This is a genomic window from Syntrophomonas erecta subsp. sporosyntropha (assembly GCF_055395365.1).
This window is the reverse complement of the sequence record NZ_AP042459.1, coordinates 750,563-763,240: the sequence shown is the minus strand read 5'-3', so window position 1 is coordinate 763,240 and position 12,678 is coordinate 750,563. Positions and strand designations below refer to the sequence as shown.

Here is a 12,678-nt window from a genome sequence, read left to right as displayed (position 1 = left end):
CCTACCGTTTTAAAGTAAACGATTAACCTTTTCTAATAGGTCGCCGGTATGATTAGTATCAAATTTAATCTGGGCGGCATGATCCATATAGGTAGGCCCTTTGTTAATAATAACTAGATCCTGAGTAAAAGTGCTAAACTCCCTGACAAATCCGGCCAATGGATAAACAGTTAATGAGGAACCAATCACAATTACTAACCGGGCTGATAAAATCATTTCCCGGGCATCTATATAGCTGTAGATTTGTTCCCCGAATAATACTACATCAGGCTTCAGTATAGTATTGCATTGGGAACAACGGGGTACAACCTCAGGATAATTATCTACATAAGAGGTTTCATATTCTGCCTGACAATGTCGGGCTGGGCAAACGTAGCGCTCGGCATTACCATGGATAGGAATTACTTTTTTACTACCAGCTTTTTGGTGGAGGTTATCGATGTTTTGCGTTACTACCCCATATATATGACCATTTTTCTCCATATCGGCCAGAACAACATGAGCTTTGCTGGGTTCTACCGGGGGAAAATGAAAATACTGCCGATAAAACTTATAGAATTCTTCGGGCTGACGGCGGAAAAAATCAATATTTATAATACGCATTACCCGGTCTTCGCCCAGTTTACGGTAAATCCCATTCTGACCACGAAAATCAGGAATACCAGCTTCGGTACTAATGCCGGCACCAGTTACTACTACAGTCCGGGGAGAGTTTTTTATTAACCCGGCTAATTTGCTAATGTTTTGATCCATAAACTTCCCTCCATTCAGAACCTGAACCACCAATCCAATCTATTAATAATTTTTATTTCCCCATTAAACTATACCATTTTAGTGTTATCTATGGAACGGAGTGCTGGAACAACCAGTAAAATATAACAAATACAGGGGGCTCCAAGGGGCCCTGGGTAAGGCTAACCTTGTGGAGGAAAAGGGATAAAGGCGAATCCAGAACCGTAATTAATCTCGTTACTTAGGCAATAGACTAGAAGAAAAACCTGCGCTGACCACAAACTAGAGTCCGGGCTTTTCTGGAAGATTCAGGTTAGCCTTACCAAGGCTCCGGGTAGTACTACCCAGAGCGCTCTAGTATTTTGATGAATTTCATCTTCACCAGGGAAACTTACGTATGTACTGCCACAGCTTGACGTTCCTGGTGTTTTAGATGGAAAAAGGGGAAGAACTCGGGAGAGTTCTTCCCCTTTTCGAGGGAGTTATTAAGTAGAGCAGGCATTAAGTGAGAGCGCGAAGTTTGGTTAATTTTCTGCCTTATACTCAATCGTAGCAGTATACCAGGTACCATCCTGTTTAATCAGGAAAACATGGCTGCCTTCCTGCTGGTCATTTACTTTAAACCACAGGTTGGTATCAGTATTAGGAGTAAGTTCGCTAACCTTTCCATCTGGTTTAATCTGATACATTTTTGTAAAACTAGATAAGTCTAGATCGCCCAGACGGTATTCCAGGTAGCTGTTGCCATCCTGTTTTCCCTGGCTACCAGTAGCGATAGCATCCACAGACAGCGGGGCTTTCCATTTTAGAACGGCAGTATAGGTAGTATCCTCTTTATCAGTAACGGTAAGGGTATAATTACCGCTTTCCTTTTGTACGTTAAACCAGAGGCTACTGTCGGTGTTAGGGGTTAATACCACGGGCATTTTATCATTTTGTGCTAAGGTAATTGATTTAACGTTGTCTTCTTTTAGACTTATGGTTTTATCATCTACTTCAAGGGCATATTCTTGATATACCTTGCCATCGTGGGTACCAATATTACCGGTAAAATCCAGGGTACCTTCTACTACCTCTTCTTTCTCAACAACAGTAATTTCATAGCGAGCCGATTTGCTGACTTCATTACGGGTGGCTTTGGCGATAATAGTTACGGTTCCGGTTTTATCATCGGATGCTGTTACTAACCCATCTTTTACAGTTGCCAGGGTGGAATCATCACTTTCCCAGGAAACATCTTTATTATTGGTACCATCAGAATAGGTTACCTTGGCAGTGAGCTGTACGGTTTCACCCTGAACTACTTTGTCACTACCGGTGATTTCAACCTTTACTGGAACAGCATCTTCAGCAGGTTCTTGGCCAGATAAGATTCTTTCCATAATGGAGGCTATTTCAGCACGGGTAATAGCACTGTTGGGGTTGAATTTTCCACTGGGAGTTCCCGAGATAATCCCTGCTTCATAGGCGGCCATGATATAACCTACATCTTCCTTGGAGAGAAGGATGCCATCCTTAAAAGGCAATTCAGAGACATCAACCGGAGTTAGTTCCAGGGATTTGGCAATCCAAACTACTGCGGTGGCCCGGTCAGCCTGTACTTGAGAATGGAAACGGTTCAGGTTTATGATACCTTTGTGAGCAGCTTTAGAATAAGCACCCCGTACCCATTCCAGTATGTCCTTGTCTTTTTCTTCAATATTAGTATCTTCATCCTGGATGTCTTCATCGTTTTCGTTGTCCTCATTTACCAGGCGCATAATCAGGGAAATGGTTTCTGCCTGGGTTATGGGGCGGTCAGGCTTAAAAGTCCCATCCGGGTATCCTTTGAATAGACCGGATGCTATAAGCTTACTGACTGATTTCTTGGCCCAGTGGTTGTTAGTGTCGGTAAATACCTGCTGTTCAGAATCTGTTTGCAATTCAAACTGGGCTTGGATTTTTTGGTTAACTTTAAACTTTTGTTGTCCCGGAGCTTTACCAGCTTTGTTTTGCTCCTTTTCGGCCTGTTTGGTTTCTTTCAACTCTTGCTTAATTGCTTGGGAAGCTTCTTTTTCAGCCTGTTTAGCTTCTTTCAACTCTTGCTTAATTGCTTGGGAAGCTTCCTTTTCAGCCTGTTTAGCCTCTTTCAGCTCTTGCTTAGCTTCCTGTTTAGCCTCCTTTTCAGCTTTTTTCTCCGTAGTTTGCTGCTCTGATTGAGTTTGTTTCTTTTCCTGTACTTTGACCTTATTCTGCTGCCCGGGAGGGGTGCTGGAATCAGGCTTAGCCAGGGCCATTCCTCCCGACAACGTAAAGACCATAATTAACGACAAAGCAGCTGTGAAAATCTTTTTCACTATACATCCCCCTTTCATGTATCTATAACATATATACGTAATACTAATGGGAATTTTGGGGTGAGGTGATAAAATTCTGGTAAGGTATACCTGCCCACCAAAAGCACCGGGTGGCATTTACCTCGTCTAATCCGTACTGCATATGGGTAGCAGTTCACCTCAGTAATGAAATCTAGTCATTTCGTGCTTCCTGGTTGGGTTGAACCCTATTGTTCTTGTCATAAACCCGGGGAATAACAGTCGCCTGAAGTATAACCGTAGGTTATTTATCATATAAGATCATGTGTGATATATTTAGGTTGATAGGGGCATTTACTGTACCTATTGCCGCAGGTGCTATTTCAGTAAATCTTTGTTATCAAGAGCAAACCGGGATTGGTATATTGGTGATTATTTGTTTGTCAGCCTGGCAAAAGTTTGTGCTATCTTTAAATCCTAATATCGGCTTTTTTATGGATGAATTACAGAAAGGGAAGGTGTATAATGAGTCGAATCGTTGATGCCCGGGGGTTAAATTGTCCTCAACCGGTTATTATGACTAAAAAGGCTATGGACGAAGGGGACAACGAACTGGTTACAATTGTAGATCAGACGGCCGCCCTGGAAAATGTTAGCCGCCTGGCTAAGAGCCAGGGTTATGAAATAGAGGTGGAAGAAAAAGGTGGAGATTACCATATAAACATGGTTCGTCCTGCTTCAACCGTAAAAATGGAGGCAGATCTTCAGGAGAATGTGGCTATTCTCATCACTAGCCGCTTTTTTGGTCAGGGTGATGAGGAACTGGGCAAGATATTAATGCGTAGTTTTCTCTATTCTTTGAGCGAAATGCATGGCAGGATTACTGATATCATATTTATGAATAGTGGAGTATTCCTTACTACGGAAGGATCAGAGGTACTAGATATATTAATAGGTCTGGCTGAGGAAGGAGCGGAAGTACTTTCCTGTGGTACCTGCCTGGACTTCTATGGATTAAAGGATAAACTGGCGGTAGGAAGCGTTACTAATATGTATACGGCTACGGAAATACTCGCTTCCGCTTCCCGTTCAATTACTCTTTAAGAAAGGAGTTTCCCATGGAAATGATCTACCTGGATAATGCGGCCACTACCTATCCAAAACCGGAGCAGGTCTATATAGCTATGGATCATTTTAATCGTTATCTGGGCGGTAATCCAGGTCGGGGTAGCCATCAGCAGACCCTAAAAGCCGGGTCAGTATTGCTAGATTCCAGAGAAGCACTGGCTCGCCTGTTCAACATTGCGGATAGTTCCCGGATTGCTTTTACCCAGAACATCACTGATTCTCTTAATATAGGATTAAAAGGTATTATTAAACCAGGGGATCATGTAATAACTACCTCCATGGAGCATAATGCTATAGCTCGACCTCTCCATTATTTAAGACAAGCAGGAGTAGAATGGACAGCGGTAAACTGCAGCCCTGATGGAAGTTTGGATCCAGAGGATATCCGCAGGGCCATTAAATCCAACACCCGAATGATTTGTATGTTGCATGCTTCTAATGTTGCCGGAACTATTATGCCAGTGCCTGAGGTAGGATGTATAGCAAATGATAAGGGACTGATTTTTATGGTGGATTCCGCTCAGACTGCTGGAGTTCTTCCTATCGATGTAGTAGCTTACCATATAGATATACTTGCTTTTACTGGGCATAAGGGACTGTTAGGCCCTCAGGGTACCGGGGGACTTTACGTTCGGCCTGGACTTACGGTAAATCCTCTTAAACAAGGGGGGACGGGTTCTATGTCAGAATACCTGGAACAACCAGCTCTTATGCCTGACCTCCTGGAAAGTGGTACACCTAATACGCCAGGGATTGCTGGCTTACAGGCGGGCGTGAAGTTTATAGAAACTACTGGACTGGAAAATATTCGCCGGCATGAGCAGCAACTTACCGATATGCTTATAAATGGCCTCTGTGAGATTCCAGAAGTGAAGATTTACGGTCCTTTGGATAGCAATAAGCAGACAGCGGTAGTGTCCATTAATATAGGGGATATGGACAGTGGCGAACTTAGTATGGCCCTGGAATATGAATACGGAATCGATACCCGTTCGGGTCTGCACTGTGCGCCATTAGCACACCGTACTCTGGGGACTATGGAACAGGGTTCCTGCCGGTTAAGCCCGGGTTTTTTTACTACTCATGAGGATATCAATACGGTTATCAAAGCGGTGCATACTATAGCTAACCATAATAAGTAGAGGTTTATAACTAGGCCGTCAGGTGCTTATTCAGTGTTGGGGAGATAAAAAATTTTCTATTTAGCAAAATAGTACTTGCCAAATAATAAAATATAAGCTATCCTCTAATTAGACAAAGGGGACTAAAAAGGTCTACAAAGGATGAAGCAAAATGCAAATTACCCGACAAACTGAGTATGCTATTAAAACCCTATTACAACTGGCGAAAGTTCCTTTCGGAGAGGTACTACCTACCAGGTTTATTTCTGAACAGCAGGATATACCGGAGGATTTCCTGAAAAAAACCATTAGATTATTGGTGCTTGCTGATCTGGTTGCAACCCAGAGGGGTACCGGAGGGGGAGTGCGGTTGGTCAGGAGAGCAGATGAGATTACCCTGTTGGATATCATCACTGCTATTGAAGGACCGCTAGCTTTAAATGTTTGCTTGGTACCTGGATACCAGTGCCCTAACCAGCCGGGATGTCCTTTGTCAAAGGCTCTAAGGCGGGCTCAGGAGGCTCTGGTAGCAGAGTTACAGAAGGAAAGCCTGGCCGATATGTTAAAATTATAATAATTAAGAAATTGTCCCAACTAGATATTTAGTCATCTAAATTAGACTAAAAAGGTCTAATTAATCATTAGTTTCCATGATGTTTTAATAGTCCCCTTACATATTGAGAGGAGGAATTGTTAAATGTTTTGTAATCAGTGTGAACAGACTTCCCGGGGAGTAGCCTGCACTATTGCAGGAGTTTGTGGTAAGAAAGCAGATACCGCTGCTATGCAGGATTTATTGCTTCATGCTCTCAAAGATTTAAGTACTTATGTGATTAAGGCCAGGGAAAATGGACTGGTAGTAGATAAAGGGGTGGGCCGTTTTACTGCCGAGGCCCTGTTTGCCACCCTGACCAATGTTAATTTTGATCCGGCCAGACTTCAGGAATATATTATAAAATGTCAGCAAATAAAAATTGAATTAAAAGAGGGGCTGGATAAAGCCGGCTATCAGGTTACAAAGGTCGGTTTTGAACCGATTGGCACCCTGGAGGAAATGATCCAGCGGGGTGAGCAAAAAGGTTACCTGGTGGACCTTGACCAGAATGAAGATATTCGTTCTCTGCAGGAAATACTGGTACATGGACTTAAAGGAGTAGCAGCCTATGCCCATCATGCGGCTATTCTGGGACGGGAGGATGATCGGCTTTACAGATTTTTCTATGAAGCCTTGGCGGCAACTAATGACCGTGATAAAGATTTATCCTTCTGGTTGGATATGGTGCTCAAGTGCGGGGAAATTAACCTGCTGGCCATGGAAATGCTAGATGACGGGAATACATCTTACTTCGGTCATCCGGTTCCTACCAGTGTACCTTTGGGACATAAGGCGGGGAAAAGCATACTGGTATCAGGGCATGATCTGTATGATTTAAAACTTTTATTGGAAGCGACCCAGGGAACGGGTATTAATATTTACACCCACGGAGAAATGCTTCCGGCTCATGGTTATCCAGAACTTAAGAAATATCCTCATTTTTATGGTCACTTTGGGACTGCTTGGCAGAATCAAAAACAGGAATTTGCAGAATTTCCGGGGCCTATTCTTATGACTACCAACTGCCTGTTGGAACCTAAAGACAGTTATTTTAACAGTATTTTTACTACCGGTCCAGTAGCCTGGCCAGGAGTTCAACACTTAACCAATAGCAATTTTGGGATGCTTATTGATAAGGCTTTATCAATGCCTGGTTTTAGTGAAGATAGTGATCGCGGTAGTGTTATGGTAGGCTTTGCCCGTAATGCAGTATTATCAGTTGCGGATAAGATAATTGAAATGGTTAAGAACGGTGAGGTTCGCCACTTTTTCCTGGTAGGAGGATGTGATGGGGCTAGATCCAGCCGGAGTTATTATACTGATTTTGTAAAAAATACTCCTCAGGATACCCTGGTACTTACACTGGGATGTGGAAAGTTCCGCTTCTTTGACCAGAAGCTGGGTAGTATTCAGGAGATTCCGCGTTTGCTCGATTTAGGACAGTGCAATGATGCTTACTCAGCTATACAGATAGCCCTGGCTTTAGCTAATGCATTTGACTGTGGGGTCAATGATCTGCCATTATCTCTGGTTCTTTCCTGGTTTGAGCAGAAGGCCGTATCAATTTTACTAAGCCTGCTCTATCTGGGTATTAAGGATATCCGGCTTGGACCTACTCTGCCGGCTTTTATTTCACCGGGAGTCTTGGATGTTCTAGTTAAAAACTTCGATATTAAGCCAATTTCTTCTGTAGATGCGGATTTAGCAGCTATTCTTGGTTAGAATATAAAACGGGGGGCGAGCTACAGGCTCGCTCCAACTATCCCCATAAAGAAAGGAGAATTTCGAATGGAAATAGTAAACAGTGCTCAGGTTTTAAGTATGGCTGAAGCGGTTGAGTACCAAAAAGATGCAGTGGTTAGCAAAATAATTATGGGTGCTCCCGGGGGAAATGTTACCTTATTTGCATTTGATGCCGGACAAGGACTTAGTGAACATACCGCCCCCTTTGATGCCCTGGTCTGTATCCTGGATGGCGAGGCGGAAGTGAAGATAAAAGGTGAACCGTTCCGCCTCATCCAGGGGGAAATGATTATTATGCCGGCTAATGAACCCCATGCCCTGGATGCTATAAAGCCGTTTAAAATGATGCTGGTGATGATTAAATCATAAAGATGGAGTGAGCTAAATGAAGTGGGATGAGGACGCCTTACGGGAAATGGATAAGGTTCCCTCTTTTGTACGCGGGATGGCCAGGCGGGCGGTGGAAAAAGAGGTGCGTTCTGAGGGCCGAAAACAGGTAACCGTAGAGGATGTACGCAGCAGTCGGGAAAAACACATCTCTTTTGCCGAAGATCAAGGGGGAGCAAAAAAGACTAAAATCGCGGTAGTACGCTGTGAAACTGTATCTGAGGTTTGTCCTGGAGTGGCTTGTTTTAAGGCGTTTAATAAACGGCACCGGTATTTTTCCGAATATGATGAAAATACTGAAGTGATAGGCTTTGTTACCTGCGGTGGGTGTCCAGGCAGGAGAGTTTCCCGCTTGGCAGACAGTCTTAAAAAACATGGGGTAGATGTAATTCATCTTTCTTCTTGTATGTATTTGGATGATGACTATCCTGCCTGTCCCCACCGGGATGAGATCAGGAAAACAATTGAGGCCAAAGGAATAAAAGTGGTCACCGGTACGCACCACTAAATATAAGCTTTCTAATATTAAAGTTAGGTATTATGGAAAATATTCCGAAATGGACGGACTTATAGAAATGGACGGGATGGATGCCAAATGAGAAAAAGAACAATTGTAAAAATCGATGATAAATTATGCAATGGTTGTGGAGCCTGTATTAGTCCTTGTGCTGAAGGGGCTTTAATGCTGGAAAATGGTAAGGCCCGGGTCATAAGGGAAGAACTTTGTGATGGTGCAGGGGTTTGTATTGGCATATGCCCGACTGGGGCATTATCATTACAGGTTAGGGAGGCAGAAGAGTTTTCCGAAGAAGCAGTTAAGCTGCATCGATCGGCCACCGGCCAGGGGACCTATATACCTCAGCACTGTGTTTCCTGCGGAGCCAGTGAGGATGAAACCTATTTACTGGCTATAAAGAACCGGGGCGAATCATTATGGTTCTGTACCCGTTGTTTACCACGTCTTATTCACGGGTAATTATTACCAGAAAAAAAGTGCCTCAAACAGCTTGATTACTGAACTTTGAGCAATTATAATAAAGGTAGGTGGCGGAGAGCTAGAAGTCGTTCGCGGTTAGTATTAAATCTATAAGGTAGTCCTGAGTTCTTTACCACTTAGTATTTTAGAAAATTTTATGTTACCAAGGTTAATGTCACTTTAGTCAGATAAATCCAAAAAAGTTTGTTTCGAGGCGGTTTGTATTTGGTTATTCAGGTTTTCCTGTTGTATAGAGAATCTGCTGTCCGCCACCTAACTGAATAGGATTAGAAAATACCAATTCCGCTTTTAAAAGCGGAATTTTTTTTGAGCACAGGAAGGGCGGGGGCGGTCCTTTTGCTTCTTTTCCCCTTTTTAAGGAAGAAGGAAGCACAGGAAGGGCCGTCCCTGCCCTTCCTGGTTTTGTTTCACAATTTTCTTTAAGAGATGTTAAGATTGAAAGACAGGCTTGTCTTACTATGATGTGGTATAAAGGGTGGCAAACGATGTTAATTTTAATCCATTTTAATAAATCACGTAAATCTAAGGGAAGGCTGCCGCATTGATGTAAGGTATTAGCTGGAAAAGATACAATAAGAATGTTAGCATAACACAAATATTATTAATGGGGAGTTGAAATAGGTGACAGCATCACTTGCCGGGCAGGTTTGCCTGGTTACCGGGGCTGGACGGGGAATAGGTGCACAGATAGCCCGCCAGGTTGGTTCATTAGGGGCGCGGATAGCGGTTCATTATTATAGGTCGGAAGAGGAAGCTTATTTGCTGGTAAATGAATTAAGGGAAAAAGGTATCGATGCCATAGCTGTTCGGGGAGATATTACCCAGTCTGTAGAGGTAGAACGGGTATTCCGAAAAGTGGAAGAAAATCTGGGTAAGGTTAACCTGCTGGTTAATAATGCCGGTGTTTCCCTGCGGGCTTTAATTACTGAGACTACAGAAGAACAGTGGTATACGGTTATGGATACTAATTTAAAAGGTACTTTTCTATGTTGTCGCCGGGCTTTGCCGGATATGATAACCCGGCGGTTTGGCAAAATTATAAATATTGCTTCCCTGTGGGGGGTGACCGGTGCTTCTTATGAAAGTATTTACGCCACTTCTAAGGGGGGTATGATTGTTTTAACCCGTTCCCTGGCAAGAGAAGTAGGACCTTCTGGTATTACTGTGAATGCTATTGCACCTGGTCCCATAGAAACTCCCATGTTAGCAAGTGAACTTGATCAACAGGAAATGAAGGATTTAGCAGGCCAAATTCCGGTAGGAAGATTGGGCCGGCCTGCTGATGTAGCCAGCCTGTGTGCCTATCTTCTTTCCCCACAGGCCGATTTTATAAATGGGCAGGTAATCGGGGTGGATGGTGGTTGGCTAGTATAAAAAATTATCGTTCCTGGTGGAGAAGTGGAGGCAAAGATTTAAGTGAAGGATTATCAAACTATTCTTTTTGATTTAGATGGTACCCTGACTGACCCCAAGGAGGGTATTACAAAATCGGTACAATACGCGCTTAATAAGTCAGGTATTAAGGTTCCTGAACAGGATGAGCTGGTTAAATTTATCGGACCTCCTCTAGTAGAATCTTTTCGAAAATTTTTCCAGTTAGGACATGACCAGGCCTGGAAAGCGGTAGAGTACTACCGGGAATATTTCAGTGTACGCGGTATGTACGAAAATGAAGTCTACCCTGGAATAGACAACCTTTTAAAAGATTTAAGCGAACAGGGTAAATGTTTAGCGGTAGCCACTTCGAAACCAACTATATATTCTGAACGCATCTTAGAATATTTTAAACTGGATAAATACTTTTCCCTGGTGATAGGCAGTAATCTGGATGGAAGCCGAGTGGTAAAAAAGGAGATTATAGAAATCGCCCAGGCCGGGAAGGACCCAGGGCAAACCGTTATGGTAGGGGATAGGATGCATGATGTAGTAGGAGCCCATCATAATGGGATAGATTCTATTGCGGTAGCTTATGGTTATGGGAGCATTGAAGAGCTTACTAATGCTGATCCAACTTATCTGGTGAAAACCGTACAGGAACTAGGAAAGCTGCTGTTGTAGATTAAAGATTATAGCAACTTTAGCCGGGAGGGAAAAAGCTCATGAAAGATAAACTGATGGTCATTTTGCTGGTTGCGTTGCTGGTAACCGGATGTTGCACTAATGCTGCGGTAGCAGCCGGTCCCGAGGATATAGACACTGAATACCTGCAAGGGGTCATGCGTTTTATAAAGGATAACTATAGCCAGGAAATAGATCGCCAGCCTTTTATAGAGAATACAGTACGGGCTATGTTCCATGGGCTGGATGATTATACTGAATTCTTTTCCCGGGAGGAAGCCCATCGTTTTATGGATGATTACCGGGGGGGATATGAAGGTATCGGGGTAATCTTAATGGAAAATCATGATTCTATAGTAATTGCCCATGTCTTTCCGGGGTCCCCTGCCCAAAGAGCCGGATTGTTACCTGGTGATCGCCTTGTATCAGTGGATGGCGAACCGGTGGGGAAAAGTTCCGCTACCAGCATATCCGGAAAAATCAAAGGGGAAAGCGGAACCATAGTTTATTTAGGTATAGTTAGGCCTGGTGGTCAGCAGGCTATTTATCCTGTAAACCGGGCGGCGGTTAAAATCAGTCCGGTCAGATTAGAAGTAAATGAAGATGTGGCTTATGTGGTTTTAGAATCTTTTAATAGCTATGCACCCGAGTGCCTGCAAGAGGCTTTGCAGGAAATTGATAGTTATAATATCAATAAAATAATTTTGGATTTGCGTGGTAATGGGGGTGGAGGTGTAGATCAGGCGGTGGAGATTGCTGAACATTTTGTCCCCGGCGAAATAACTACCCTTAGTTTTAAGCAGAGCCAAAAACAGGATGTAACTTATGTTTCCAATCTTAAAAATATTAAATATCAGCTGGTGGTATTAGTTGACCGTGAAACTGCCAGTGCTTCGGAAATACTGGCTGGAGCTATTCAAGATAGTGGTGCGGGGGTATTAGTAGGAGAACCTACCTTTGGTAAGGCCCGGGTGCAAAGTTTTATGCCTATTTTAACCCCGGAGGCATACCAGAAATACCGTAATCAAGGCATTGACTCGGTGAGTGCCTATGATTTAGTAGTTAATAACCATATCAACCTGCGGGAAAATGAGCTGTTAGGATGGGCGAAGGTTACCACGGGAATATATTATACTCCCTCTGGCAGGAATATTGATGGTGAAGGTCTACATCCTGATTTTATTACCGGTGATATTAAAGTGGTGCGGGATGTTGATATTCGCAGTATAACCCGGCTTACCCGTAGTATGAAGCCGGGTTTAGGGAGTATATCACTTGATGTGCTCAATGCCGAAAAAATACTGCGTATGAGCGGCTATGATGTGGGGGTACCCGATCTGGAGATGGATGCGGCTACAGTTGAAGCCCTGTCTCGTTTTCAGGAGGACTACCGTTTAAATCCCGGTGGAGTCCTGGATTTTGCTACCCAGGATGCCTTAAATCATCAATTAAATAAATTAAGGACCCAATATGATAACGCCTACCGTAAAGCATTGGAACTGTTTTAAGGATGAGATGAGCTGTGGTATGGATACGCAGCTTAGAGAAGGGCGGTATTTAACTGGTATAAAAACAGTTAAATGCCGCCCTTTTACTATAGAAAACAATCAAGTGCTTTGATGT

13 protein-coding genes are annotated in these 12,678 nt (G+C 43.3%); 10 read left to right on the top strand and 3 right to left on the bottom strand.

What is annotated here, in order from left to right:
• Positions 1-9 precede the first annotated feature (9 nt).
• Together ACZ5Q0_RS03605 and ACZ5Q0_RS03600 are read right to left on the bottom strand one after the other, a co-directional pair.
• Entirely contained in the window at positions 10-753 is a 744-nt protein-coding gene (locus ACZ5Q0_RS03605) for an SIR2 family NAD-dependent protein deacylase (protein WP_446819327.1), read from the bottom strand.
• Between the two features lie 503 nt (positions 754-1,256).
• Complete coding sequence (locus ACZ5Q0_RS03600) at positions 1,257-3,068, bottom strand: S-layer homology domain-containing protein (protein WP_446819328.1); 1,812 nt, start codon at positions 3,066-3,068, stop codon at positions 1,257-1,259.
• 483 nt (positions 3,069-3,551) lie between these two features.
• Between ACZ5Q0_RS03600 and yedF the strand changes: the two genes are divergently transcribed.
• The 7 genes from yedF (at position 3,552) to ACZ5Q0_RS03565 (ending at position 8,976) form a co-directional block, all read left to right on the top strand.
• Positions 3,552-4,130, top strand: a complete 579-nt coding sequence (yedF, locus tag ACZ5Q0_RS03595) for a sulfurtransferase-like selenium metabolism protein YedF (protein ID WP_446819329.1) — start codon at positions 3,552-3,554, stop codon at positions 4,128-4,130.
• Between the two features lie 20 nt (positions 4,131-4,150).
• Positions 4,151-5,296 (top strand): aminotransferase class V-fold PLP-dependent enzyme, encoded by a 1,146-nt coding sequence (locus ACZ5Q0_RS03590; RefSeq protein ID WP_446820714.1) that lies wholly within the window; start codon positions 4,151-4,153, stop codon positions 5,294-5,296.
• A 151-nt stretch (positions 5,297-5,447) separates the two neighbouring features.
• A complete protein-coding gene (locus tag ACZ5Q0_RS03585; RefSeq protein WP_446819330.1) occupies positions 5,448-5,849 on the top strand; it encodes an RrF2 family transcriptional regulator in 402 nt (133 codons plus the stop codon).
• A gap of 123 nt (positions 5,850-5,972) precedes the next feature.
• Complete coding sequence (gene hcp / locus ACZ5Q0_RS03580) at positions 5,973-7,592, top strand: hydroxylamine reductase (protein ID WP_446819332.1); 1,620 nt, start codon at positions 5,973-5,975, stop codon at positions 7,590-7,592.
• Between the two features lie 66 nt (positions 7,593-7,658).
• A complete protein-coding gene (locus ACZ5Q0_RS03575) occupies positions 7,659-7,982 on the top strand; it encodes a cupin domain-containing protein (protein ID WP_446819333.1) in 324 nt (107 codons plus the stop codon).
• Positions 7,983-7,998: 16 nt separating this feature from the next.
• Entirely contained in the window at positions 7,999-8,508 is a 510-nt protein-coding gene (locus ACZ5Q0_RS03570) for a CGGC domain-containing protein (RefSeq protein ID WP_446819334.1), read from the top strand.
• 87 nt (positions 8,509-8,595) lie between these two features.
• Positions 8,596-8,976 carry an ATP-binding protein gene (locus ACZ5Q0_RS03565; RefSeq protein ID WP_446819335.1) on the top strand — a complete coding sequence of 127 codons (381 nt, stop codon included), beginning with the start codon at positions 8,596-8,598 and terminating at the stop codon, positions 8,974-8,976.
• 229 nt (positions 8,977-9,205) lie between these two features.
• On the opposite strand, the gene ACZ5Q0_RS03560 is transcribed toward ACZ5Q0_RS03565, so the two are convergent.
• Positions 9,206-9,592, bottom strand: a complete 387-nt coding sequence (locus tag ACZ5Q0_RS03560; RefSeq protein WP_464827253.1) for a hypothetical protein — start codon at positions 9,590-9,592, stop codon at positions 9,206-9,208.
• Positions 9,593-9,618: 26 nt separating this feature from the next.
• On the opposite strand from ACZ5Q0_RS03560, the gene ymfI reads away from it, so the two are divergent.
• From ymfI to ACZ5Q0_RS03545, 3 genes are read left to right on the top strand one after another with little or no spacing between them, the layout of a single operon-like run.
• Positions 9,619-10,371 (top strand): elongation factor P 5-aminopentanone reductase, encoded by a 753-nt coding sequence (gene ymfI, locus ACZ5Q0_RS03555; protein WP_446819336.1) that lies wholly within the window; start codon positions 9,619-9,621, stop codon positions 10,369-10,371.
• Between the two features lie 42 nt (positions 10,372-10,413).
• On the top strand, positions 10,414-11,055 hold the full coding sequence (locus ACZ5Q0_RS03550) for an HAD family hydrolase (RefSeq protein WP_446819337.1): 642 nt from the start codon (positions 10,414-10,416) through the stop codon (positions 11,053-11,055).
• A gap of 41 nt (positions 11,056-11,096) precedes the next feature.
• Complete coding sequence (locus tag ACZ5Q0_RS03545; protein WP_446819338.1) at positions 11,097-12,563, top strand: S41 family peptidase; 1,467 nt, start codon at positions 11,097-11,099, stop codon at positions 12,561-12,563.
• Positions 12,564-12,678 lie beyond the last annotated feature (115 nt).